Annotated in this window: 19 protein-coding genes and 1 pseudogene; 9 read left to right on the top strand and 11 right to left on the bottom strand. The window is 73.5% G+C overall.

All coding sequences use genetic code 11. The annotated features are described in order from the left end of the window. Positions 1-46 precede the first annotated feature (46 nt). The 3 genes from ilvD to AB0I41_RS19445 all read left to right on the top strand — a co-directional run bounded on the left by ilvD (position 47) and on the right by AB0I41_RS19445 (position 3,809). Complete coding sequence (gene ilvD, locus AB0I41_RS19455; protein WP_357109181.1) at positions 47-1,894, top strand: dihydroxy-acid dehydratase; 1,848 nt, start codon at positions 47-49, stop codon at positions 1,892-1,894. Between the two features lie 191 nt (positions 1,895-2,085). Then, positions 2,086-2,505, top strand: a complete 420-nt coding sequence (locus AB0I41_RS19450; RefSeq protein ID WP_357109178.1) for a YciI family protein — start codon at positions 2,086-2,088, stop codon at positions 2,503-2,505. Beyond that, positions 2,478-3,809: a DUF6596 domain-containing protein gene (locus AB0I41_RS19445; RefSeq protein ID WP_357109175.1), complete on the top strand. Its 1,332-nt coding sequence runs from the start codon at positions 2,478-2,480 to the stop codon at positions 3,807-3,809. Before AB0I41_RS19450 ends, AB0I41_RS19445 begins: the two co-directional genes overlap by 28 nt. Positions 3,810-3,856: 47 nt before the next feature. Here the strand turns inward: AB0I41_RS19445 and AB0I41_RS19440 are convergent, their stop codons facing one another. From AB0I41_RS19440 to AB0I41_RS19430, 3 genes are all read right to left on the bottom strand, one after another. Continuing rightward, entirely contained in the window at positions 3,857-5,515 is a 1,659-nt protein-coding gene (locus AB0I41_RS19440) for a SulP family inorganic anion transporter (RefSeq protein WP_357109172.1), read from the bottom strand. Between the two features lie 113 nt (positions 5,516-5,628). Beyond that, on the bottom strand, positions 5,629-5,967 hold the full coding sequence (locus AB0I41_RS19435; protein ID WP_357109169.1) for a metalloregulator ArsR/SmtB family transcription factor: 339 nt from the start codon (positions 5,965-5,967) through the stop codon (positions 5,629-5,631). 395 nt (positions 5,968-6,362) lie between these two features. Next, positions 6,363-8,129, bottom strand: a complete 1,767-nt coding sequence (locus AB0I41_RS19430; protein WP_357109167.1) for a sensor domain-containing phosphodiesterase — start codon at positions 8,127-8,129, stop codon at positions 6,363-6,365. Positions 8,130-8,341: 212 nt separating this feature from the next. On the opposite strand from AB0I41_RS19430, the gene AB0I41_RS19425 reads away from it, so the two are divergent. Beyond that, positions 8,342-8,716: a PH domain-containing protein gene (locus tag AB0I41_RS19425; RefSeq protein ID WP_357109164.1), complete on the top strand. Its 375-nt coding sequence runs from the start codon at positions 8,342-8,344 to the stop codon at positions 8,714-8,716. Between the two features lie 6 nt (positions 8,717-8,722). Here AB0I41_RS19425 and AB0I41_RS19420 read toward each other — a convergent pair whose 3' ends face one another. Then, positions 8,723-9,649, bottom strand: a complete 927-nt coding sequence (locus AB0I41_RS19420) for a 2-hydroxyacid dehydrogenase (RefSeq protein ID WP_357109161.1) — start codon at positions 9,647-9,649, stop codon at positions 8,723-8,725. 154 nt (positions 9,650-9,803) lie between these two features. On the opposite strand from AB0I41_RS19420, the gene AB0I41_RS19415 reads away from it, so the two are divergent. Further along, on the top strand, positions 9,804-10,979 hold the full coding sequence (locus AB0I41_RS19415; RefSeq protein ID WP_357109159.1) for a PQQ-dependent sugar dehydrogenase: 1,176 nt from the start codon (positions 9,804-9,806) through the stop codon (positions 10,977-10,979). A gap of 121 nt (positions 10,980-11,100) precedes the next feature. Then, positions 11,101-12,678: a metallophosphoesterase gene (locus tag AB0I41_RS19410; protein WP_357109156.1), complete on the top strand. Its 1,578-nt coding sequence runs from the start codon at positions 11,101-11,103 to the stop codon at positions 12,676-12,678. Between the two features lie 231 nt (positions 12,679-12,909). On the opposite strand, the gene AB0I41_RS19405 is transcribed toward AB0I41_RS19410, so the two are convergent. The 5 genes from AB0I41_RS19405 to AB0I41_RS19385 form a co-directional block, all read right to left on the bottom strand. Next, positions 12,910-15,276 (bottom strand): transketolase C-terminal domain-containing protein, encoded by a 2,367-nt coding sequence (locus AB0I41_RS19405; protein WP_357109153.1) that lies wholly within the window; start codon positions 15,274-15,276, stop codon positions 12,910-12,912. A gap of 118 nt (positions 15,277-15,394) precedes the next feature. Then, entirely contained in the window at positions 15,395-16,894 is a 1,500-nt protein-coding gene (gene gatB, locus AB0I41_RS19400; protein ID WP_357109150.1) for an Asp-tRNA(Asn)/Glu-tRNA(Gln) amidotransferase subunit GatB, read from the bottom strand. A gap of 98 nt (positions 16,895-16,992) precedes the next feature. Next, positions 16,993-17,562 carry a putative Ig domain-containing protein gene (locus tag AB0I41_RS19395; RefSeq protein ID WP_357109147.1) on the bottom strand — a complete coding sequence of 190 codons (570 nt, stop codon included), beginning with the start codon at positions 17,560-17,562 and terminating at the stop codon, positions 16,993-16,995. Continuing rightward, the gene (locus AB0I41_RS19390; protein WP_357109144.1) at positions 17,559-18,326 is read right to left on the bottom strand and encodes an ABC transporter permease subunit; all 768 of its coding nucleotides are present in this window, start codon (positions 18,324-18,326) and stop codon (positions 17,559-17,561) included. Before AB0I41_RS19390 ends, AB0I41_RS19395 begins: the two co-directional genes overlap by 4 nt. Then, the gene (locus AB0I41_RS19385; protein ID WP_357109140.1) at positions 18,323-19,237 is read right to left on the bottom strand and encodes an ATP-binding cassette domain-containing protein; all 915 of its coding nucleotides are present in this window, start codon (positions 19,235-19,237) and stop codon (positions 18,323-18,325) included. Before AB0I41_RS19385 ends, AB0I41_RS19390 begins: the two co-directional genes overlap by 4 nt. A gap of 99 nt (positions 19,238-19,336) precedes the next feature. Between AB0I41_RS19385 and AB0I41_RS19380 the strand changes: the two genes are divergently transcribed. Both AB0I41_RS19380 and AB0I41_RS19375 read left to right on the top strand, forming a co-directional pair. Continuing rightward, positions 19,337-20,554, top strand: coding sequence for a histidine kinase (locus AB0I41_RS19380; protein ID WP_357109137.1), 1,218 nt, complete (start codon positions 19,337-19,339; stop codon positions 20,552-20,554). Continuing rightward, positions 20,555-21,202: a response regulator transcription factor gene (locus tag AB0I41_RS19375; RefSeq protein ID WP_357109133.1), complete on the top strand. Its 648-nt coding sequence runs from the start codon at positions 20,555-20,557 to the stop codon at positions 21,200-21,202. A gap of 89 nt (positions 21,203-21,291) precedes the next feature. On the opposite strand, the pseudogene AB0I41_RS19370 reads toward AB0I41_RS19375, so the two are convergent. Both AB0I41_RS19370 and AB0I41_RS19365 read right to left on the bottom strand, forming a co-directional pair. Next, positions 21,292-21,638: pseudogene (locus AB0I41_RS19370) on the bottom strand (amidase family protein); the annotation flags it as partial. A 197-nt stretch (positions 21,639-21,835) separates the two neighbouring features. Continuing rightward, positions 21,836-22,942, bottom strand: a complete 1,107-nt coding sequence (locus AB0I41_RS19365) for a hypothetical protein (protein WP_357109130.1) — start codon at positions 22,940-22,942, stop codon at positions 21,836-21,838. 102 nt (positions 22,943-23,044) lie between these two features. On the opposite strand from AB0I41_RS19365, the gene AB0I41_RS19360 reads away from it, so the two are divergent. Beyond that, on the top strand, positions 23,045-24,004 hold the full coding sequence (locus tag AB0I41_RS19360; protein WP_357109127.1) for a hypothetical protein: 960 nt from the start codon (positions 23,045-23,047) through the stop codon (positions 24,002-24,004). The last annotated feature ends 150 nt before the right edge of the window (positions 24,005-24,154 follow it).

The following is a 24,154-nucleotide window of genomic DNA, read 5'->3' as shown; positions in this document are numbered from 1 at the left end:
TCCGACCGTTGGGAGCCGCCGCCGGGACGGTGCCAGACTGGTACCCATGCCTGAGCTGCGGTCGAGGACCTCCACCCACGGTCGGACGATGGCCGGTGCCCGGGCCCTGTGGCGGGCCACCGGGATGACCGACGACGACTTCGGCAAGCCGATCGTCGCCATCGCCAACAGCTTCACCCAGTTCGTCCCCGGTCACGTCCACCTCAAGGACCTCGGCGGCCTGGTCGCCGACGCGGTGGCCGAGGCCGGCGGGGTGGGTCGCGAGTTCAACACCATCGCGGTCGACGACGGCATCGCCATGGGCCACGGCGGCATGCTCTACTCGCTGCCCAGCCGCGAGCTGATCGCCGACGCGGTGGAGTACATGGTCAACGCGCACTGCGCGGACGCCCTGGTCTGCATCTCCAACTGCGACAAGATCACCCCGGGGATGCTGCTGGCCGCCCTGCGGCTGAACATCCCGACCGTCTTCGTCTCCGGCGGGCCGATGGAGGCCGGCAAGACGGTGGCGATCGAGGGGATCGTGCACTCCAAGATCGACCTGATCGACGCGATGATCGCCTCCTCCAACGAGGCGGTCACCGACGACCAGCTCGGCGAGATCGAGCGGTCCGCCTGCCCGACCTGCGGCTCCTGTTCCGGCATGTTCACCGCCAACTCGATGAACTGCCTGACCGAGGCGATCGGCCTGGCGCTGCCCGGCAACGGCTCGACGCTGGCCACCCACGCCGCGCGTCGGTCGCTCTTCGTCGAGGCCGGCCGCACCGCCGTGGAGATCGCCAAGCGGTGGTACGACCGTGACGACGCCTCGGTGCTGCCCCGCGCGGTCGCCACCCGGGCCGCGTTCGAGAACGCGGTCGCCCTGGACGTGGCGATGGGCGGGTCGACCAACACGATCCTGCACCTGCTCGCCGCCGCCCGGGAGGCCGAGCTGGACTTCGACGTGGCCGACATCGACGCGATCTCCCGCCGGGTGCCCTGCCTGGCCAAGGTCGCGCCGAACTCGCCGCAGTACCACATGGAGGACGTGCACCGGGCCGGTGGCATCCCCGCCATCCTGGGCGAGCTGGACCGGGCCGGGCTGCTCAACCGGGACGTGCACGCCGTGCACTCCCCCTCGCTGGCCCGGTGGCTGGCGGACTGGGATGTCCGGAGCGGCTCGCCGACCCCGGAGGCGGTCGAGCTGTTCCACGCCGCCCCGGGCGGGGTGCGCACCACCGAGCCGTTCTCCACCACCAACCGCTGGTCGTCGCTGGACACCGACGCGGCCGGCGGCTGCGTCCGGGACCGGAAGCACGCGTACAGCGCCGACGGCGGGCTGGCCATCCTGTACGGCAACCTCGCCCCGGACGGCTGCGTGGTGAAGACCGCCGGGGTGCCCGAGGAGTGCCTGACCTTCCGCGGCCCGGCGAAGGTGTACGAGTCGCAGGACGACGCGGTCTCGGCGATCCTGGCCAGGCAGGTCGTCGCCGGGGACGTCGTGGTGATCCGCTACGAGGGCCCGAAGGGCGGCCCCGGCATGCAGGAGATGCTCTACCCCACCTCGTTCCTCAAGGGCCGGGGGCTGGGCCGGGCCTGCGCGCTGCTCACCGACGGACGTTTCTCCGGCGGCACCTCCGGGCTCTCCATCGGGCACGTCTCGCCCGAGGCGGCCTCGGGCGGACTGATCGCGCTGGTGGCCGACGGTGACGAGATCGTCATCGACATCCCCGGCCGGTCCATCCAGCTCAACGTGCCCGACGACGTGCTCCAGACGCGCCGGGTCGCGGAGGAGAAGCGGGAGCGGCCGTACACCCCGGTCGACCGGCAGCGCCCGGTGTCGGCGGCGCTGCGCGCCTACGCCTCGATGGCGACGTCGGCGAGCGACGGCGCGTACCGGCGGGTGCCGGAGTAGGTTCGGGCGTTCGGCGTAGGTGTCCTCGGAGCGAACGTCGCACCGAGTGGAGCCGCCACGTTCCTCCGCCATCAGCCGGCCCGGGTCCGGTCGTGGTCCGCGGGCCCGTCTGCCGTGTCGATCCGCGGCTGCCCCGTTCGACCTGTGAGTGAGAGGGTCGAGAGGCGACCCCGACATCAAGGAGTTCGAAGATGGCGAAGTACATGCTGATCATGCGAGGCACGGACGACTCCGTCGCGAAGATGATGGAGACGCCCTTCGAGCAGATGCTCGAGACGGTGGGCCGCTTCAACGAGGAGATGATCCGGGCCGGCGTGCTCGTCGCCGCCGAGGGCCTGGACGACCCGACCCAGGGCGTGGTGGTCGACTTCAGCGGTGAGACGCCGGTGGTCACCGACGGTCCGTACGGCGAGACGAAGGAGTTGTTCGGCGGCTTCTACGTGATCGACGTGGCCTCGAAGGAGGAGGCGGTCGAGTGGGCCAAGCGACTCCCGGCGATTACCGGCACGAAGTGCGAGATCCGCCGCGTACCGGGCATCGACGAGTTCCCGCAGGACAACGAGTGGATCATCAAGGAGCGGGCATGGCGCGAGCGGACCGGCCAGCTCTGACGCCCGCCGCCACCGGCGGCCCGCCGAGCACCGAGTCGGCGCGGCGGGCCGTCGAGGCCGTCTGGCGGATCGAGTCCGCCCGGATCGTCGGTGCGCTGGCCCGCTACACCGGGGACTTCGAGCTCGCCGAGGACGTCGCGCAGGAGGCGGTGGCGGAGGCACTCGTCACCTGGTCGCGCGACGGTGCGCCGGCGAACCCGGTGGGCTGGCTGCTCGCGACCGCGCGGCGGCGCGCCATCGACAGCTTCCGCCGCCGGTCGGCACTCGACGAGCGGTACGCCATGCTCGCCGGCCAGCTCGCCGAGGGTGAGGCGAGCTCGGGCGCGGTGGCCCCGCGGGACCGGTCGGACGACCTGCCGTGGGATCCCGACCGGGTCGACGACGACATCCTCGCGCTGATGTTCGTGGCCTGCCATCCGGTGCTCTCCCCCGAGGCCCGCGTGGCCCTGACGCTGCGCGCGGTCGGCGGCCTGGCGAGCGAGGAGATCGCCCGGGCGTTCCTCGTGCCCGTGCCGACCGTCCAGGCACGGATCACGCGGGCGAAGAAGACGATCGCCGCGGCGAGAGTGCCGTTCGAGCTGCCGCCGTCCGAGGAACGGCGCGAGCGACTCGGCGGCGTCCTGAGCGTCCTGTACGTGATCTTCACGGAGGGCTCGACGGCGACCTCCGGTGACCGCCTGCTGCGCCCCGATCTCGCGTACGAGGCGATCCGGCTGGCCCGGATGCTGGCCGCATTGCTGCCCGATGAGCCGGAGGTGTATGGGTTACTCGCCCTGTTCGAGCTCACGGCCGCGCGCTTTCCCGCACGGACCGGGCCCGATGGTGAGGCCGTGCTCCTGGAGGATCAGGACCGGCGCCTGTGGGACCGATCGGCGATCCGTCGCGGTCTGGCCGCGATCGGCCGGGCCTCGTCCGTCGGACGCGGCCTCGGACCGTACGGGCTGCAGGCAGCGATCGCCGCCTGCCACGCGTCGGCGTCCTCGGTGCCGGAGACGGACTGGGAGCGGGTCGTGCTCCTCTATGAGGCGCTCGGCCGCGTGGCTCCGTCACCCGTCGTCGAGCTCAACCGGGCCGTCGCCGTCGCGCTGGCGAGTGGACCACAGCAGGCGCTGTCCATTGTGGATGAGCTGCTCGCCTCCGACCGCCTGTCGGGGTCGTACCTGCTCCCGAGCGTGCGCGGCGAGCTGCTCGCCCGGCTCGGCCGGACCGCCGAGGCACGGGCCGAGCTGGAGCTCGCCGCCCGACTGTGCCGCAACGTCCGCGAGCGATCGGTGCTGCTGCGCAAGGCGGCCGCGCTGGCGTGACAGCGGTCCGCCCCCCGCTGCCGGGGGAGGCGCACCGCGGTCGGCGGTCAGTGCGTGGCCGGGGCAGTCCCGGGCAGGGCGATGCTCCGGGCGTGCCGGATGGCGGCCGGGGTGTCCGGGAACACCAGGCCCTCCCGGCGTAGTTGGTCCGCGACGCCGAGGGTGGCCAGCACCTGGTCGTGGCCGGGGGTGATGCCGGAGAGCAGCACGCTGATGCCCCGCCCCCGCAACCGCGCGATCGCGTCGCCGAGGACCTGCGCACCGGTGGCGTCGATGGTGGACACCCGGGACATCCGCAGGATGACCACCCGGACGTCGGCGACGTCGGAGAGTTCCAGCAGGAAGGTGTGGGCGGCAGCGAAGAAGAGCGGCCCGTCCAGCCGGTAGGCGACGATGTGCTCGGCCAGCAGGGCGTGTTCCTCGGCGCTGTGATCCCCGGCGTCGAGCGGCACCTGTTCCAACCGGGCGCTGCGGGCCACCGCGCGCAGGGCGACGACGACCGCGACGGCCACGCCGACCGCGACGGCGGTGACCAGGTCCCAGATCACCGTGACGGCGAAGGTGAGCACGAGGACCAGGGCGTCGCCCCGGGTGGCGCGAGCGAGCGCCCAGAGGGAACCCGCCTCGATCATCCGCACGGTGGTGGCGAGCAGCACGCCGGCCAGGGCGGCGAGCGGGATCCGGCCGACCAGGGGTGCGGCGGTCAGCACGATCACCGCGAGGGCGACGGCGTGGGTCAGCGCGGCGAGCTTCGAGGATGCTCCGGCGCGGACGTTGACCGCGGTCCGGGCGATGGCGGCGGTCGCGGGGATGCCGCCGAAGAGCGGGGAGGCGAGGTTGGCCAGGCCCTGGCCGAAGAGTTCCCGGTCCGGGTCGTGTCGCTCGCCGACGGTCATCCCGTCGGCAACGGTGGCCGACAGCAGGCTCTCCAGGGCGGCGAGTGCGGCCACCGCGAGCGCCGAGGGGAGCAGCACGCCGACCGCGTCGAGGTCGAGGAAGCCGAGCGACGGTGCGGGCAGCCCCTGCGGCAGGGCGCCGATCCGAGCCAGCTCGACCGGGGCGGTCTCGGCCAGGACCGTCGCCGCGGCCACTCCGAGCAGCGAGAACGGCAGGCCGGGCCGCCAGCGGGCGCCGAGGAGCATCAGCGCCGCAACACCCAGGGCCACCGCGACGGCGGCTGGCCGGGGGTGTACGACGAACCGGGCGACCGCGTCGGCCGCCACCGCCCAGATCCGGTCGCCCTCGGCGTCGGTCACGCCCAGCGCGGCGGGCACCTGTTGCAGGGCGATGACCACCGCGATGCCGGCGGTGAAGCCCTCGATCACCGGGGTGGGCAGGTAGCGGACGTACCGACCGAGACGGGCGAGGGCCAGGGCGACCAGGATCAGCCCGGCCATCGCGCCGACCATCAGCACCCCGGTCGGGCCGAACTGCTGCACCACCGGCACCAGTACCACGGTCATCGCCCCGGTCGGGCCGGACACCTGCAGGTTCGAGCCGCCGAAGACGGCGGCCACGGCACCGGCGACCACGGCGGTGACCAGGCCGGCCTGCGCGCCCAGCCCGGAGGTGACCCCGAACGCCAGGGCCAGTGGCAGCGCCACCACCGCGACGGTCAGCCCGGCGAGCAGGTCCCGGCGTGGCGAGCGGCGGACGGCCGCCCAGTCGGCGCGGCCGGGCAGCAACCCGAGGACACGATCCCCCACCAGGCCGACGACCCCCTGAGGTCGTCCCGAGCCGGACGCGGGGCCCTCGGGTCCGCCGACGCTGCCCTGCCGACCCGCGACCGACCGTGGTTGGTGGCCCGACGCCGCTTTGCTCACCGGTCCCGCCCGTCGGCGTGCAGCTCGTCGAGGAGCCCGTCGCGGTCGGTGAGGACCGCGCCGAGGATGCGCCGCCCGGCGGCCAGCAGGTCGGCCACGTCGGGGGCGCTGAGCGCGTACACCACCAGCGGGCCGTCCCGGTACGAGGTGACCATGCCGGCGCGGCGCAGCACGGCGAGCTGCTGGGAGAGGTTGGACGCCTCGACCTCGATCGCCACCAGCAGGTCACGGACGGGCTTGGGGCCGTCCTGGAGCAGTTCGAGGACCCGGATCCGCACCGGATGCCCGAGGGTACGGAACAGCTCCGCCTTCGCCTGGTACAGCGGCACCGACACGCTCGTCCTCCCCGTCACCGCACGGCCGACCGGCCCGTCGCCTTGCACACTTTATCACTTGAAGAATTCTTCAAGTACAGGAAGAGGCGGTGGCCACCTTCGGGGGACAGGAGTACGCCGCGCTCACGACCGGGTGGCCCGGACGAGGCGTGTCGCGGCGGGGAGGGCGTAGGCCTGGTGGGCGATATGCCCGGGCGGCACAAATATGACCGACAGGCATATCGCTCGTTGTGGGGTCCGGCTCCGCGCGGGTCACCACCGTGCGTAGCGGCCTTTGCCGTGCGGCGTGATCGCGACGACGCCGGCGTGGCCGGCCGACGCGAGAAGGTCGGCCGGCCACGGTGCGGTCACAACCTCGCCACGTGAACCGGTTCAGCGAGTGTTGAACGGCACGGTCAGCGGGAGGCGGACGGGAACTCCTCGAAGTACGCCTCCACCCGCTCCGCCGTGGCCGGCCGGGCCAGCGCGAAGCCCTGGCCGTACCGGCAGCCGGCCCGCTGCGCCCGATCGACGTCCGCCTCGGACTCCAGCTCCGCCACCACCACCGACAGGCCGAGCCGTTCGCCGAGGCTGACCACCACCTCGATCAGCGGGCGCTGCGGGTCGTCCGCCGGCCCCACCAACCGCGGCCGGAGCTTGAGCAGGTCGATCGGGAGCCGACGCAGCTGGGCCAGCGAGGCGTGCTCGGCGTGGAAGTCGTCCAGCGCGGTGCGCACCCCCAGCGACCGCAGGCCGGCCAGCCGGGCCACCACGGTGGGCAGCTCCCTGCCGATCCGGGGCTCCCCCACCTCGACCACCAGCCGGTGCGCCGGGACGCCGTGCCCGGCCAGCGTGGCAGCCACCCCGGGCAGGAAGTCCGGCGCCAGCAGTTCCCGGGGCGTCACGTTGACCGCCATCCAGAGCTCGCGGCCCCCGGCCGACCAGCTGGCGAGCTGCCGGCAGGCGCGGTCCAGCACCCAGCGCCCCAGCTCGCCGACGAGGTCGAGATCCTCGGCCACCGGCAGCAGCTCGGCGGGGAGCACGGTGCCCAGCACCGGGCTGCGCCAGCGCAGCAGCGCCTCCGTGCCGACCGGCTGCCGGTCGACCAGCCCCAGCACCGGCTGGTAGACCAGGTCCAGCTCGCCCCGGGCGGTCGCACCGGGCAGCTCCCGCTCCAGGTCCAGCCGGCGGACCAGTTGCTCCTCCAGATAGGCGTCGTACCACTCGATCCGGTTCCGGCCGAGCTGGACGGCGCGCCGCCGGGCCAGGTCCGCCTGGCGCAGGGCGTCCTCCGGCCCGGCCCCGGCCAGCTCGGCCAGGCCGATGCTCACCCGCAGCCGCACCATCCACCCGGGTGTCGGACAGGGCTCGCCGAGCGCGGCCAGGAGCCGGCCGCCCAGCGCGTACGCCGGCACCGGACCGGCGTCGGTGACCACGGCGAACTCCTCCCCGGCCACCCGGGCGACCATGTCGTGCGGGCCCACCACGTCGCGCAGCCGGCGGGCGGCCGCGACCAGCACGGCGTCCGCCGCCGACGGACCCGCCCCCTCGACCACCGCGCCCAGGCCGTGCAGCTCCACCAGCAGCAGCGCGCCCCGGCCGCCGCCCCGCCCGCCGAGCGCCCGCAGCAGTTCGCGCCGGTTGGCCAGGCCGGTGAGCTGGTCGATGGCCGCGAGCCGGTGCAGTTCCCGTTCCAACCGGCGCCGTTCGCCGATGTCGCGCACGTGCAGCACCACGGCGTCGACCTCGGGCACCCCGCGCTGGTCGCTCACGGTCGACTCGGTCTCCCGCCATCCCCCGTCGCCGGTGGCCATCCGGGCCACCAGCAGCAGTGGCTCCTGGTGGCCGAGGGTCGCGGCGAGCCGGCCGAGCGCGGCCGGCGCGTCGGCGGGGTGCAGCAGCTCGGCCAGGCGCCGGCCGCGCACCTCGTCGTCGCACAGCCCGAACCAGCGCGAGCCGGCCGCGGAGAGCCAGCGCACCCGCAGCTCCTCGTCGAGCAGCAGGATCAGGTCACGGCCACCGGAGACCAGCGCCCGGAAGTGCGCCTCGCGGGCGGCCAGCCGGCCGGCCCAGTGCCGGTTGGCGGCGGCGAAGAGCAACAGGGCGGCGGCCAGCAGCGTGGCGGCTCCCAGCACGGCGACCACCGCGGGCGGCGGGCGGTGGACGAGGTAGGCGTGAAGCACTGCGGTCGCCTTCGTGAGGGGGACACGGGGCGGTGCGGCGATGCGGGCGGACGCGGCAGGGACGGATAGCCGACACCCACCATCCCCGGAAAACGACCGAGCCGATCCCCGGTTACGCCATCCGGCAGTGACTCAAGTCACCGCCGGATGGCACCGGTCACCCTCCGCCGCCCGAGGAGAGCGGGACCGCGCCGGGGTGGGATCATCGGAGGGTGAGTAGCGCCGACACCATCCGCTTCCGGTACAACCAGGCCATCCTGGTCGCGGCGATCGTCGCCTTCATCGGCGCCGTGCCGCTGGCCACCGCCGCGTGGTACCTGCTGCCGGTGCTCCTCGTCCCGCTGGCCGTCGCGGTCTGGGCGTGGCGGGCGGGCACCGACGCCGACCAGCGCGAGCTGCGGCTGCGCGCCCTGGCCGGCGGCCGCCGGATCGCCTGGGACCGGGTCGTCGAGCTGTCCGCCGACCCGCGCGGCCGCGCCGTCGCCCGCCTCGACGACGGGCAGGAGCTCGTGCTGCCCGCGGTGCGCGGCAGCGACCTGCCCCGGCTGGTCTCCGCCACCGGGCAGCACCTGCCCGGCGACCGCTGAGCCCGCTCAGTAGCCGTCGGTCACCGTGTTGACCAGCGGCTCCCCCGCGGCGAACCGGCGCACCTGTTCCCCCACCAACCGGTACGCCCGCGGCAGCAGGCCGCGTACCGAGCCGGCGACGTGCGGGGTGAGCAGCACGTTGGGCAGCTCCCAGAGCGGATGGTCGGCGGGCAACGGCTCGGGGTCGGTGACGTCCAGCGCGGCCCGCAACCGGCCGCTGGACAGCTCCGCCACCAGCGCCTCCGTCCGGGCCACCGGACCCCGGGCGGCGTTCACCAGCAGCGCGCCGTCGGGCATCGCGGCGAGGAAGTCGGCGTCCACCATGCCTCTCGTCCGCTCGGTCAGCGGCACCAGCAGCACCACCACGTCCGCCTCCGGCAGCAGCCGGGGCAGCTCGTCCACCCCGTGCACCCCCTCCGCCGGGCGGGCGGTCCGGGCGACCAGGGTGACGGTGACGTCGAACGGGGCCAGCCGGGCGTGGACCGCCGCGCCGATCGAGCCGGCGCCGACGATCAGCACCCGCTTGCCGGTCAGCTCGTCGGTCGGGCTGACCTCGGCGTACGCCCACTCCCGGCGGGCCTGCGCCCGGGCCATCGCCGGGAAGCCGCGCAGCTGGGACAGGATCGCGGTGAGCACCCACTCGGCGGTGCCGGCGTCGTGCACGCCCCGCGCGTCGCAGAGCGTCACTCCCTCCGGCACCCGGCCGATCCAGGCGTCCGCCCCGGCGGAGAGGAGCTGGACCACCGCCAGGTTCGGCAGCCGCTCCAGCATCGCGGTGGCGTCTCCGGCGGACAGGAACGTCGGCACCCAGAACCGGACGCCGGCCGGGTCCGACGGCGGGTGCCCCGGGTCCGTCCACGGCTCGACGGTGACGCCTGCGGGCACCTCGCCGAGCAACCCGGCCCCGACCTCGTGTGGAATCCATACCTTCACGTCCGCCGACAATAGTGACCTGCTGCTCACCGCCGCGGACCGGCGCGAGGACGACGTCGCGCTGCTCGCCGTCCGGGCCCGGTGAGCGGGTCGCCAGTCCCGGCCTGTCGCCGGTGGGCCGGCTGGTCCGGATTCGCGGGCTAGGCTGGGCCGGGTGAGCGCCCGTCCCCCGTACCCCCGCACCGGCCGCCGTCGCGCGGCGCTGGCGGCGTCCTGCGCGGCGCTGCTGCTGGCCACCTCCGGGTGCAGCTTCGGCCCGCCGGAGCCGGACCCGGCCGGCGAGCCTCCCAACCTGCCCACCCCGTCCGCGTCGGCGAGCCCCGGCGGTGCCGGACAGGAGGTGGTCGCCACGGTCCTGGCCAAGGGGTTGCGGGTGCCGTGGGGCATCGCGTTCCTGCCCGACGGCGCCGCGCTGGTCACCGAGCGGGACAGCGGGCGGATCCTCAAGGTCGGCCCGGAGTCCGGCCCGGAGGGCCTGCGGGTCACCCCGGTGCAGACCGTGCCGGACGTGGCGGCCGGCGGCGAGGCGGGGCTGCTCGGCATCGCGGTCTCCCCCTCGTACGCCAAGGACGGGACCGTCTTCGTGTACTACACGACGGAGCGGGACAACCGGGTCGCCAAGCTGAAGCTCGGCGACACGCCGACGCCGATCCTCACCGGCATCCCGAAGGCCGGCAACCACGACGGCGGCGGGCTGGCCTTCGGCCCGGACGGGCAGCTCTACGTGAGCACCGGTGACGCCGGCAACCGGGGGTTCGCCCAGGACCGCGGGAACCTCGGCGGCAAGATCCTGCGGATCACCGCGGACGGCCGGCCGGCGCCCGGCAACCCGTTCCCCGGCTCACCGGTCTGGTCACTGGGGCACCGCAACGTGCAGGGCCTGGCCTGGGACGCCGGCAAACGGATGTACGCCACCGAGTTCGGCCAGAACACCTGGGACGAGATCAACCGGATCGACAAGGGCGCCAACTACGGCTGGCCCACCGTCGAGGGGCAGGCGGACGACAAGCGGTACGCCGACCCGACCGTGCAGTGGCGCACCTCGGATGCGTCCTGCTCGGGCCTGGCCGCGGCGGGCCGGCTGATGGTGACCGCCTGCCTGCGCGGCGAGCGGCTCTGGCTGGTCGAGCTGACCGATACCGGCACCGTGCTCGGGCAGCCGCGCGAGCTGCTGACCGGCCGGTACGGGCGGCTACGCGCGGTGGCCGCCGCCCCGGACGGCTCGCTCTGGGTCTCCACCTCCAACCACGACGGGCGGGGCGAGCCGGCGCCGGAGGACGACCGGCTGCTGCGGCTGGTCTTCGCCGAGGGCGGCGCCGGGCGCAGCTGAGCACCACCCGAACGGCCGCCACGAGGCCGGGAGGGGCGACACACCGGTAGTTTCGGCGGGGAACGCGGCGGCGTGTGCCGGGTTTGCCAGGATCCTTCATTGGGCAGGACAGAATCTCAGCATGGACGGTGGGGAGAACGAGCAGCGCGGGCCCGGGGACGAGGACACTCCCCCGGCCCGGCGCGAGCGGCGCTGGCGGCCCGGGAGGAACGGGGTCGACCGGCCGACCGGGCCTGGGTGGGCCCGGCGGGCCGGCGTGGTGCTCGCCGTCCTGATGGTGGCACTGGGCGGGGCGGTGATCGGGGTGCTGGCCGGCGGCCGGGTCAACACCGACATCGGGCCGTTCCAGGCCAGCCTGACCCTCGCCCCGGCGGTCAAGGGCGGCACGACGGTCGACATCCCGCCGCTGGGCGCGCTCCAGCTCAACAGCCACGACGGGCCGACCCACCTGACCGTCCGGCTGGGCGCGCTGGACCAGCGCAAGACCGAGGCGCTGATCGACGACCCGGCCAGCATCAGCCGGGCCAGCCAGTCCGCCGTCGAGGACGTCCGCAACGGGGTGATGCGGCTCGGGCTGCGTACCGCCGGCTCGGCCGTGCTGGTCACCCTGCTGCTGGCCGCGCTGATCTTCCGGAACGTCCGTCGTACCGCCTGGTCCACGGGGCTCGCGCTGGCGGTCACCGCCGGCAGCCTCGGGCTCGCCGCGGGCACCCTGCGCCCGCAGGCGATCGAGGAGCCACGGTACGAGGGACTGCTGGTCAACGCCCCGGCGATCGTCGGCGACGCCCGGCGGATCGCCAACGACTACTCCCGCTACGCCGAGCAGCTGCAACGCCTGGTCGGCAACGTCAGCCAGCTCTACACCACGGTCTCGGCCCTGCCGGTGTACGAGCCGGCGCCCGGCACCACCCGGGTGCTGCACGTCTCGGACATGCACCTCAACCCGACCGGCTGGCAGCTGATCCGCACGGTGGTGGAGCAGTTCGGCATCGACGTGGTGATCGACACCGGGGACATCACCGACTGGGGCAGCGAGCCGGAGGCGTCCTTCGTCGGCTCGATCGGGCTGCTCAAGAAGCCGTACGTCTACATCCGGGGCAACCACGACTCGGCGCGGACCGCCGCGGCGGTGGCCCGGCAGCCCAACGCGATCGTGCTCAACAACTCGACCACCACGGTGGCCGGGCTGACCATCGCGGGGATCGGCGATCCCCGGTTCACCCCGGACAAGGAGACCTCGCCGGCGGGCAGCGGCCTGACCAAGCAGGTCGCCGACCAGGTGATCGGGGCCGGCGAACAGCTCGCCACCACCATGCAGAGGTCACCCCGACCGGTGAACATCGCCATGGTGCACGACCCGGCCTCCGCCGGCCCGCTCTCCGGCACCTGCCCGCTGGTGCTCGCCGGGCACACCCACGCCCGGCAGGTGTCGAAACTGCCGCAACAGCCCGGCAAGCAGACGACCCAGTTGATGGTGGAAGGCTCCACCGGCGGGGCCGGGCTGCGCGGCTTGGAGGGCGAGAAACCGACCCCGCTGTCGATGACCGTGCTCTACTTCGACCAGCAGAAACTGCTCCAGGCGTACGACGACATCACGGTCGGCGGCACCGGACAGGCGCAGGTCAACCTGGAACGCCACGTAATCAAGGAGCCGGTGCAGGGCGTCCCGGTCCCCGTCACCCCCACCCCGACCCGCTGACCCACCCCGGGCCTACCCGGCCCGGCCCCACGGCTGGCGGCGGCCTGTGTCAACGGGCGGCTACGGGCTCGTACTGCTACGCCCCCGGCGGCCGGCACCCCGAAGGAGACAACAGGCGGGCCCGGACAGGCAGCCCCACGCCCGACGCGACCAGGCGGGATCCGGGCATGCGCCGTCACGCCCGGACCCGGCCGCGGCCACGCACGGGTGGCCGCGGGACCGGACCGGAGCTCAGCGCAGGGACAGGGCGGCCAGGGCGGCGTTGACGATGCTGCCGGGCAGCAGGTCGTGCAGCTCGTACAGCTCGCGGACGTTGCCGGACTGGCCGAACTCGTCCACTCCCAGCGGCACCGCCGGCACGCCGAGCGCCGAGCCGAGCCAGGCCATCGCGTGCGAGGCGGCGTCGTGCACGGTCACCACCGGGGCCCGGTCGCCGAACGCGGCCCGCAACGCGCCGGGCACGCTCGGCACGGTCGCGGTCCGTACGCCCTGGCGCAGGGTCCGCTGCCAGGCCCGGTACAGCCGGTCCAGCGAGGTCACGTCCACCACGTGCGCGGCGATGCCCTCCTCGGCCAGCTCCGCGGCCGCCGCGAGCACCTCCGGCAGCACCGCGCCCGAGCCGGCCAGGGTGACCACCGGGGCGCCCGCCAACTGCGGGTACGCCTGGTGCGCGTCGACCAGCCGGTACGCCCCGGCGACCACCTGCCGGCGCAGCACCGCGTCCCCGATCCGGGCCCGGGCCGCCTCGAACGGCGCCTGGTCGATCGGGCGGGTGCTCAGCCGGAAGTAGTACGCCCCGTCCTCGGCTGGCGCGGCGGTGGCCGCCGGCGCCGATCCGCCGGCGATCTGCCCGAGCGCGTCGCAGAGCAGCCAGTCCAGGCTGGCCGCGTACGCGGGCTCGATGAAGGTGACGCCGGGCAGTTCCAGGCCGACGGAGGCGGTGATGGTCGACTGGTGGGCGCCGCCCTCCGGGGCGAGCGTGATGCCCGACGGGGTGCCGGCGACCACGAACCGGGAGCCGGAGTAGGTGCCGTAGAGGAAGGCGTCCAGGCCGCGCAGCACGAACGGGTCGTAGACCGTGCCGACCGGCAGCAGCGGCTGCCCCGACAGGTCCCACGACAGGCCGAGCTGCCCCAGCAGCAGGAACAGGTTCATCTCCGAGATGCCCAGCTCGATGTGCTGGCCGGCGGGGCTCTCCGTCCAGCGCAGCATCCGGTCCTCGGTCCAGGACCGCTGCTCGGTGGGGGCGAAGACGCCGGTCTTGTTGATGAACCCGGCGAGGTTGGTGGAGGTGGCCACGTCCGGCGCGGTCGTGACCAGGTAGGGCGCGACGTTCTCGTCCCGGGCCAGGTCGACCAGCACCCGACCGAAGACCTCCTGGGTGGAAACGGGCTTGTTGGCGCGTACCCGGGTGGTCTCCGGGACGGTGACCCCCAGCGCCCGCTCGCGGGGCGCGCGGGACAGCGCCTCCCGGCGCTCGCCGGCCCTGATGCCGGCCTCCGACGCCGGGTCGAGGCGGTCCCACTCGGTCTCGGGGGTCAGGCCGTGGGCGGCGCGCAGCGCGTCGACCTGCTCGGTGGTGAGCAGCGCCGAGTGGTTGCGCGGGTTGCCGGCGATCGGCAGCCCCCACCCCTTGACCGTGTACGCGAAGACCACGCTGGGCCGGTCGGTCACCGCGTCGCACTGCGCGTACGCGTCGAGCAGCGCCGCCAGGTCGTGCCCGCCCAGGTCGGTCACCAGCGGGCCCAGCTCGTCGTCGGGGATGTCGGCGACGAAGGCGCCCACCTCGGCCGGCGCGCCGTCGAGGAACTGCTTGCGCAACGCCGGCCCGGCCAGCCCGAACAGCGACTGGTACTGCTCGTTGGGCATCAGGTCGATCCAGTCGCGCAGCGCCTCGCCACCCGGCCGGGCGTACGCCTCGGCGAGCCGGCGGCCGTACTTGACCTCCACGACGTGCCAGCCGGCAGCCTCGAACTGGCCGCGCCACTGGTTGATCCGGATACCCGGGACGACCCGGTCCAACGACTGGCGGTTGAAGTCGACCAGCCACATCACGTTGCCCAGCCCGGTGGTGGCCGGGTCGGCCACCGCCTCCCAGATGTTCCCCTCGTCCAGCTCCGCGTCGCCGATCAGCGCCACGAACCGGGAGTGCGGCCGCGCCCCGAAGTGGGCGTCCACGTAGCGGCGGGTGACCGCGGCGAACAGCGGGGCCGCCGCGCCGAGCCCGACCGAGCCGGTGGAGAAGTCCACCTCGTCCGGGTCCTTGGTCCGCGACGGGTACGACTGGAGCCCGCCCCGCGCCCGCAGCTTCGGCAGGTACGACCGGTCCAGGTTGCCGAGCAGGTACTGGATGGCGTGGAACACCGGCGAGGCGTGCGGCTTGACCGCGACCCGGTCCTCGGCGTCCAGGTGGGCGAACCAGAGCGCGGTCATCGCGGTGACCAGCGAGGCGCTGGAGGCCTGGTGGCCGCCGACCTTCACTCCGTCGCCGGTGTCCCGGTCGTGGTTGGCCGCGTCCACGATCCGGGTGGCGAGCCAGAGCACCCGCCGCTGGATCTCGTCGAGGACGTCGAGGTCGGGCTCGGGACGGTCGTTCACGGTGGCTCCATCCGGGCGTCGCCGTTGACGCCCATGCGAGGGGGTGGCGCGGGTCGCGCGCGTACTCGAAGAAGTGAAGGCCGCCGCCGGATCGCGACGGCGGCCCTCGACCGGGGAATCAGCCCTGGGCGCCCAGGCGCTCCAGGATCAGCTCGCGGACGGTCTTGGCGTCGGCCTGGCCGCGGGTGGTCTTCATGACCGCGCCGACCAACGCGCCGGCCGCGGCGACCTTGCCGCTGCGGATCTTGTCCGCGACGCCCGGGTTGGCGGCGATCGCCTCGTCCACGGCGGCGGTGAGCGCGCCGGTGTCGGAGACGACCTCCAGGCCCCGGTTGGTCATGATCTGGGTCGGCGAGCCCTCGCCGGCCACCACGCCCTCCAGGACGGTGCGGGCCAGCTTGTCGTTGAGCTTGCCCGCGTCGACCAGGCCCTGCAGCTCGGCGACCTGCGAGGGGGTGGCCCCGACGTCGGCCAGCTCCACGCCGGTCTCGTTGGCCCGCCGGGACAGCTCGCCCAGCCACCACTTGCGGGCGGCGGCCGGGGTCGCGCCGGCGGCGACGGTGGCCTCGATCAGCTCGACCGCGCCGGCATTGAGCACCGACTGCATGTCCAGGTCGGACAGGCCCCACCGCTCCTGGAGCCGGCGGCGGTGCAGCCGGGGCAGCTCCGGCAGGGCCGCCTTCAGCTCGGCCACCCAGGCGGTGTCCGGGGCGAGCGGCACCAGGTCCGGCTCCGGGAAGTACCGGTAGTCGGTGGCGGTCTCCTTGGACCGGCCCGGCGTGGTGTCGCCGGTGTCCTCGTGGAAGTGCCGGGTCTCCTGGGTGATCTTCCCGCCGGCGTCGAGCACCGCGGCCTGCCGCAGCATCTCCGAGCGGACCGCCCGCTCCACCGAGCGCAGCGAGTTGACGTTCTTGGTCTCGGTGCGGGTGCCCCACTCCTGACCGGGCAGGTTGAGGGAGGTGTTGACGTCGCAGCGCAGCGAGCCCTCCTCCATCCGCACGTCGGAGACGCCCAGCGAGCGGAGCACGTCGCGCAGCTCGGTCACGTACGCCCGGGCCACCTCCGGCGCCAGCGCGCCGGTGCCGGGGACCGGCCTGGTGACGATCTCCACCAGCGGGATGCCGGCCCGGTTGTAGTCGACCAGCGACTCGGTCGCGCCGTGGATGCGGCCGGTGGCCCCACCGACGTGCAGCGTCTTGCCGGTGTCCTCCTCCAGGTGCACCCGCTCGATGCCGATCCGCACCAGTTCGCCGCCGACCTCGACGTCCAGGTAGCCGTCGAAGCACAGCGGCTCGTCGTACTGGCTGATCTGGAAGTCCTTCGGCATGTCCGGGTAGAAGTAGTTCTTCCGGGCGAACCGGCACCACTCGGCGATGGAGCAGTTCAGCGCCAGGCCGATCCGGATGGTCGCCTCGATGGCCGCCTTGTTGGCCACCGGCAGCGAGCCGGGCAGGCCGAGGCAGACCGGGCAGACCCGGGTGTTCGGCTCGCCGCCGAAGTCGGTCGGGCAGCCGCAGAACATCTTGGTGTTCGTGCCCAACTCGACGTGGGTCTCCAGGCCGATCACCGGTTCGTAGCGCGCGACAACCTCGTCGTACGCGGGCAGTGTCGTGGTCATGAGAACTCCAGCTTTTCGGGCAGCGGCCGGCTCACGGCGGCATCCGTACAGAACGCGCCCAAGCCTAGCCGCTCGGCCTCCCCCACCTCGGTCGGGATTCACCCGCCTGTCGTGAACCGCCGGCGACCGCGGACCACGAGGAGGATGATCCCGCCGACGACGATCGCGCCGATACCCAGCCACAGCATGGCGAGGGTGTCCGAGCCGGTCACCGGGAGTCCCGGCCCGGCCGAGCGCGTCGGCGTCGGCGTCGGCGGTGAGGACGACGTCTGGGTGGGCGACGGAGACGGAGACGGCGCGGCGTCGACGACCACGGTCACCTCGTCCGTGGCACTCGAGGCGGTTCCGGTCGCCTTGACGGTGAAGGTGAAGCTTCCCGCGGCCTCGGGGGTGCCGCTGAGCAGACCATCCGCAGCGAGGGTGAGCCCGCCGGGCAGGTCGCCGCCGACCGCGCTGAACTGGATGTTCGAGTCACCGGCGGCGGTGAACCTGAACGAGTAGGCGGCGCCGACCACGCCCCGGGGCGGCTCCCCCGAGGTGATGGTGGTGGCCGGCTCGGCGATGACGACGGTCACCTCCTGGTCGGCGTGGAAGCCGTGTGCGTCGCTCATCCGGATCCCGAACGAGTAGCTGCCAGGAGTGGTCGGCGTACCCGAGAAGATGCTCACGCGTCGCGCCGACGCAGCACCAGGTAGCCACCGACGAGGGCAGCGACAGCCCAGAGCGCGACGATGCCCAGCCCGGTCCAGGGACCGTAGGCGCGGGCCCAGCGCGGATCGTCCGGCGGCCCGGCCAGATGCATGATCACCCAGCCCGCCTGATCCGGCAGGAACTGCGCGACGGTCTTCACCTTCGGAATGTTGCCGAGCCCCTGCGAGTTCAGCAGGAGCAGCGGGATCAGGATTCCGAGCGACAGCGCCGAACTACGCAACATCGCCGCCACCCCCATGGCGAACAGGCAGATCAGCGTCAGATAGAGCCAGGCCCCGACCATCGCCTGCGGCACCCCGTCCGCGCCGAGTGAGGTCTTGCGTGGACCGAGCGCCGGCTGCGCCACGACGAAGGTGACCACCACGGTGACCAGCGAGACGACGGACACCACCAGCGCCCCGGCGACCAGCTTGCCGCCGTAGAACAGGCCACGGCGGGGTACCGCCGCCAGCGACGCGCGGATCGTGCCGGAGCGGTACTCGCCACTGACCACGAGCACCGCGAACGCCACCAGGGCGAGTTGACCGAGGGTGAGGCTGTAGAACGTGGCGAAGAGCGGGTCGAAGTATCGCTGCGGGTCCGACGGGCCGTTGCGGAAGCTGAGCCCGACCAGCGCGGCGAGACCGACGCAGACCACGAAGCCCGACGTCAGGGTCCAGCCGGTCGACCGGACAGTCCGGATCTTGGTCAGTTCGGCGGCGAGGACCGCGACGGCCCTCATCGCTGTCCCCCCAGGGCCCGGTACTCGACGGTGTCCCCGGTGAGCCGCATGAACGCCTCCTCCAGCGTGGCCGTCTGGGTGCTGACCTCGTGGACGGTCAGGCCGTTCGCGGCGGCCAGCTCGCCGATCTTCGCGGCTTCCGCCCCAGGGCTCTCCAGTGCGCCGTCCGCCGCCTGCTGCACCGGAATGCCGGCCGCCGTCAGCGCGTCGCGCATCCGCTCCGGCTCCGGCGTCCGAATCCTCACGTACGAGCGGGCGTGAGCCTCGATGAAGTCACGGACCGTGGTGTCGGCGAGCAGCCGACCGCGGCCGATCACGATGAGATGTTCCGCGGTGAGCGCCATCTCGCTCATCAGGTGACTGGAGACGAAGACCGTCCGCCCCTCGGCGGCCAATCCCTTCATCAGGTTTCGGATCCACCGCACGCCCTCCGGGTCCAACCCGTTGACCGGCTCGTCGAAGAGCAGCACCGGCGGGTCGCCGAGCAGCGCGGCGGCGATGCCGAGCCGCTGGCCCATGCCGAGTGAGAACCCCTTGACCCGTTTCCGCGCCACGCCGGTCAGACCGACCAGCTCCAGGACCTCCCGCACCCGGGCCTTCGGGATCCGGTTGCTCTGCGCCAGCCACAGCAGGTGGTGGTACGCGCTGCGGCCGGGGTGCACCGCCCCGGCCTCCAACAGGGCGCCGACCCGGCGTAGCGGTTCGGGCAGCCGCCGGTAGTGCGTGTCGCCGATGAGAACCTGGCCGCCCGAGGGCCGTTCAAGGTCCAGCATCATCCGCATCGTGGTGGACTTCCCGGCGCCGTTCGGCCCGAGAAACCCCGTCACCTGGCCCGGCCGTACGGTGAAGGAGAGCCCGTCCACCGCGACCGTGCTCCCGTACCGCTTGCTGAGGTTGCGCACTTGAATCACCGGGACCAGGCTAGGGACCGGGCGGAACGCGGGCAGTCCTCGAAGGTTGTCGGTCTCCGTCGCCAAAGTTGATCCGGGTCGCGTACTAGCCTGCCGGACGTGGGCACGTATCTTCTCGCCGCGGTCGTGGTCATCGTGGACACCCGACTCCTGATGGCCGCCCACTCCGACGGCCTGCCCCCGGCCGCCGTCGTGGGCTACGCGCTGACTGTCGCGCTGGTGGTCGCCCTGCGGTTTTGGAGCCCCCCGGCCTCGTTCGTGGTCGCGCTGGTGCTGGCCACGCTGACCGGCGGCACGTACGTCCTGTTGCTCTGGGCCGCCTACCAGGCCGGGCGGGCGGTCATCTCCGGAACCGGCACCGCCGTGGTCGTCGGCGCGGCAGTCGGCGGTCTCGGCGCGCAGCTCGTGACCCGGGCCGGGCAACCGCGGGCGATCGCGCCCCTCGCCACCGCGTTCATCGTGTTCGTCGCGCTGCCCCTGCTGGTCGGCAGGTATCTCGCACAGCACGAGCGGCTGGTGTCGGCGCTCGGCCAGAACAACCGGCAGCTCCGCCGGGAACAGGAGATCATCGCCGAACGGGAACGGCTCGACGAACGGCTGCGAATCGCCCGGGACATGCACGATTCGCTCGGCCACCGACTCAGCCTGGTGTCGGTCCAGGCAGCCGCACTCGAGGTGTCGGAGCTGCCATCGCGACAACAGCAGGCGGTCCGGCAACTGGCGACCGCGACGCGCGGGGCGATGAACGAGCTGTACGAGCTGGTGGGGGCGTTACGCGAACGGGACGAGGCACTCCCCGGGGCACCGGGTGTGCCGGCGATCGGCCGGCTGGTGGCGGAGTTCCAGGCAGCCGGGGTGTCGGTGACGCTGCGCGAACGCGGCGAACCGCTCCCGCTGTCGACAGCGGCCGGGCAGGCGGCGTACCGGGTGGTCGAGGAAGGGCTGACCAACGCCGTCAAGCATGCCCCGGGTCAGCCGGTCACGGTCGACGTCGAGTGGGAGGCGGACGCGCTGCTGCTCACCGTCGTCAATCCGCTGGCCGACTCGCCGACCGACAAGGTCGGGGCGGGCCACGGCCTGACCGGGTTGGGTGAGCGGGTCCTCCCGGCCGGTGGGTTCCTCGACCACCGGGTGGCCGAGGGGGCGTTCCGGCTCTACGCGATGCTGCCCTGCGTACCGCCCGGCGTCGCGGCACAGTCGGCTGGCGACAGCCATCCGCCGACGATCGGCCGCTTCCGCGCGGTCGCCGTCGGGTTCGCCGCCGCGACGCTCATGTTCGTGGTCCTGCCCGCGACCATCCTGGTGGGGGTGGGCTGAGTGATCAAGGTGCTGGTCGCCGACGACGAACCACTGATCCGCGCCGGCATCCGCACCGTACTGGAGTCGGCGCCGGACATCACGGTCGTCGCCGAGGCGGAGAACGGCCGGACAGCCGTGGCGGAGGCGATCCGACACCGCGTCGACGTCGCGCTGGTCGACCTCAAGATGCCGGTGCTGGACGGACTCGGCGCGATCGAGGAACTACGTCGACAGGCGCCCGGGCTGCGGGTGGTGGTGCTGACGTCGTTCGGCGCGGAACCGAACGTGCTGCACGCCCTCCAGCACAGCGCGGCGGGATTCGTGCTCAAGAACTGCACCCCCGACGAGCTGGTCCGCGCGGTCCGGGCGGCGTACGTCGGTGACGCCTACCTCTCCCCGGCGGTGGCCCGCCTGGTGCTGGGCATGGTCACGCCGGTGACCGCCCGACGCCGGCAGGATGCCGGCGAACGGCTGCGCGCGTTGACGTCCCGCGAGAGGGAGGTCGTGGGGCTGGTGGCCGAGGGCCTGTCCAATGCCGAGATCGGTCGGCGGCTGCACATGAGCGAGACGACCATCAAGACCTACGTGAGCCGGATCCTCACCAAGCTGGACTGCGCGAACCGCGTCCAGGCGGCCCTGCTGGTCCGCGACACCGAGGGCCGATAGCAGGCCGGCCTCGTGGGCCACCGGCCATCCGGTGCCGGCCCGGACCCACGGGTTCGGGGTCCGGGCCGGCACCGTCGGAACGTCGTCGGCTACAGCGCTGGTGGGGTGAACGTGCCGACCACGGACTCCAACGCGGCGGCAACCCGGTACACCCGGTCGTCGGCCATCGTCGGGGCCATGATCTGCAGGCCGACCGGGAGCCCGTCGGAGAGCCCGCACGGCACCGAGATGGCCGGTCCGCCGTACGGGTTGGTCGGGATGGTGAACAGATCCGCCAGGTACATCTGGTACGGGTCCGACGTAGCGCGTACTCGAAGTGCGGGCAGGAGACCTCGACGATCTCGGCGCCCAGCTTCGCGAGGGTCTCCACCGACTCGCGGAACGCGGCCATCACGCCCGGCTCGGCGCCCTCGCCGCTGAACTCGGTGACCACACCGAATGGCGAGACTGGACGACGGTCGATCCTGTGCCAGCGGACGGATCGCCGATGGCCCGCTTCGGATCACCCGCGGGGCGGCCCAGGGCCGCCGCGCCCGGGTTTTCACTCACCGCTTGTGGTGCCCCGGTCCACCCCACGGCGGTCTCGGCAGCGCGTGGCCCGCCCGAGGCGCAGGCCCCGGGCGGGCACCGCCGTCAGCGCTCCTCGACGAGACCGAGGTACATCACCCGCGGGTCGGCCGGGTTGAAGGCGACGCTGGCGACCCCGTCGTAGGGGTTGTGCTGCGAGGTCAGCCGACCGGTGGACGCCTCGTACCGGTAGAGGTCCGTGCCGTAGCCGCCGAACCACGTGCCGTACTCGAAGTACAGCACGTCCGGGTCGACCGGGCTCGGCCACATCGAGGTGCCGTTGACGAGCGTCACCTGGGCGCCGTCGAGCATCGACGCGAAGCTGCGACCCCCGTCGGTCGAGCGCCAGATGTGCCGCGCGGCGTTGTCGTTCTGGCTGGGGTCGTAGCCTTCCAGCCACACCGTCCGCGGGTCCACCGGGGAGATCGCCACGGAGAAGACGTTCGACCGTGCGGTGGCGCCGGCGCCGGTCGACGGCGTCCAGCTGCGGCCACCGTCGAACGTCACGAAGCTGCCGGCGCCCATGGTGCCGACGACGACGTGGTCGTGGTCGGTCGGGTCGATCGCCGCCTTGTAGAGAAACTGGTCCTCTCCGACCGGCACCCCCACCGGCGCCCAGGACGTGCCGCCGTCCACGGAGTCGTAGACCTGGCCCGCCTTGCTGACCGCCCGCAGGACGCGCGCGTCGGCCGGGCCCGCTGCCAGGCCGACCACGCCGTCGTAGGAGACCGGCCCGGCGACGGTGGTGAAGGTGTCGCCCTCCACCCGGTAGATCGGCTGGTCGTTGACCCCGTACGCGTACGCCGTCCCGTCCGGCCCGGCGGTGACGTCGTACGCCGCCAGGTCCTGCCCGGTGCTGCCGATCTGCCGCCAGCTGCAGCCGGCGTCCGTCGAGCGCTGGATCGACTTCTTCGAGATGGCGACGAGGGCGTTCGGGGTACTCAAGGTGGTCAGCTTCGTGTAGGTGACCGGAGTCAGGTTGGCCGTGGTGCGGGCCAGTAAGGTGCCGTCGGTGCGGGTGATGGTCGCCGAGCCGTCGCCCTCCACCACGCCGCACTGGGGACGGTGCCAGGCGTCGGCAGCGGCGGCGGGGGCGGCGACGGAGAGGCCGGCGGCGCTGGTGGCCGTGACGGCCACCAGCAGGGCGCCGGTCCGGAGTCGAGAAGAGATCATGAAGCATGTCTAGACGCGGACCGCGCCGGTCGCCATCGTTAGCGGTGGCCGAGGCCGGCCATGGCCTGAGTCGGACAGATCACGGAGCGTGAGGGGGCTCGGATGTTCGAGGCACTGGGCCTCAGCGCCGTCGAGGAGGCGGTCTACCTCGCTCTGCTGCGGGCACCGGAGTCGAGCCTGCCGGACCTCGCCCGGCAGACGGACGAGAGCCTGCGCGCGGTGCGCGCGGCGACCGAGCGCCTGGAGGAGCTGGGCTTCCTCAGTCGGCTGGTCGGCGCACGCACCCGACTCGTCGCGACCCGCCCGGACGTCGCCGTGAACGCGCTGGTGGTGCGGCGTACGGAGGAGTTCACCGCGGTACGCCGGACGGCGGAGCGGATGGCGCAGGAGTTCCCGCAGGAGATGCTGACCCGGCCGGACCAACTGCTGGAGATCGTCACCGGCAGGGCGGCCGTCGAGGCTCAGTTCATCCAGCTCACGCACGGCGTGACGAACGAGCTGCTGGTGCTCGACCGCCCGCCGTACGCGCAGGAGGTGGCCGCCGCGAACGGGTCCGAGACCGACCTGCTGGGCCGCGCCGCCAGCGTTCGCGGGATCTACGCGCCGGAGGCCTTCGAGCTGCCCGGCGCCTTCGAGCAGGCGATGGTGTCGGTGGCCGCGGGGGAACAGGCCCGGGTACACACCGACGTGCCGCTCAAGCTGGCGATCGGCGACCGGTCGGTGGCGCTGCTGCCGCTGGCCAGTGAACGCGCCGTCGACGCGGCGCTGGTGGTGCGGGCACCGATGGTGGTGTCGGCGCTGGTGAAGCTGTTCGAGCTGCTGTGGGCGCAGGCGACGCCGCTGCCGCTGTGGGATCCCGAACTGCCCGTGCCGGCTGGCGACGACATCGACCTGCGGCTGCTGGGACTGCTCGCCACCGGCCTCAAGGACGAGGCGATCGCCCGTGAACTCGGCATCGGCGTGCGAACGCTGGGGCGCCGCTCGTCGGCTCTGCTCACCGCCCTCGGCGCCCGCACGCGCTTCCAGGCGGGACTGCAGGCCGGCCGCCGCGGCCTCGGGTGACCTCCCGGCCGCCGGCCGGGGTCAGGCCCGCGACCGCCTACCGGACCCCGCCCGCGGGCACCCGCACCGGCGGCGGCGCGCGCCGGGGTGCGGGGGGGGCGGGCGGGGGGGGCCCGGGCGGGCGGGGGGGGCGGGCGCGGGGGCGCCGCG

Origin of the sequence: Micromonospora sp. NPDC050200 (genome assembly GCF_040656135.1) — a bacterium.
Lineage (GTDB): Bacteria > Actinomycetota > Actinomycetes > Mycobacteriales > Micromonosporaceae > Micromonospora.
Note: the sequence above shows the minus strand (reverse complement) of the source record. Positions and strands in the feature narration are given on the sequence as shown.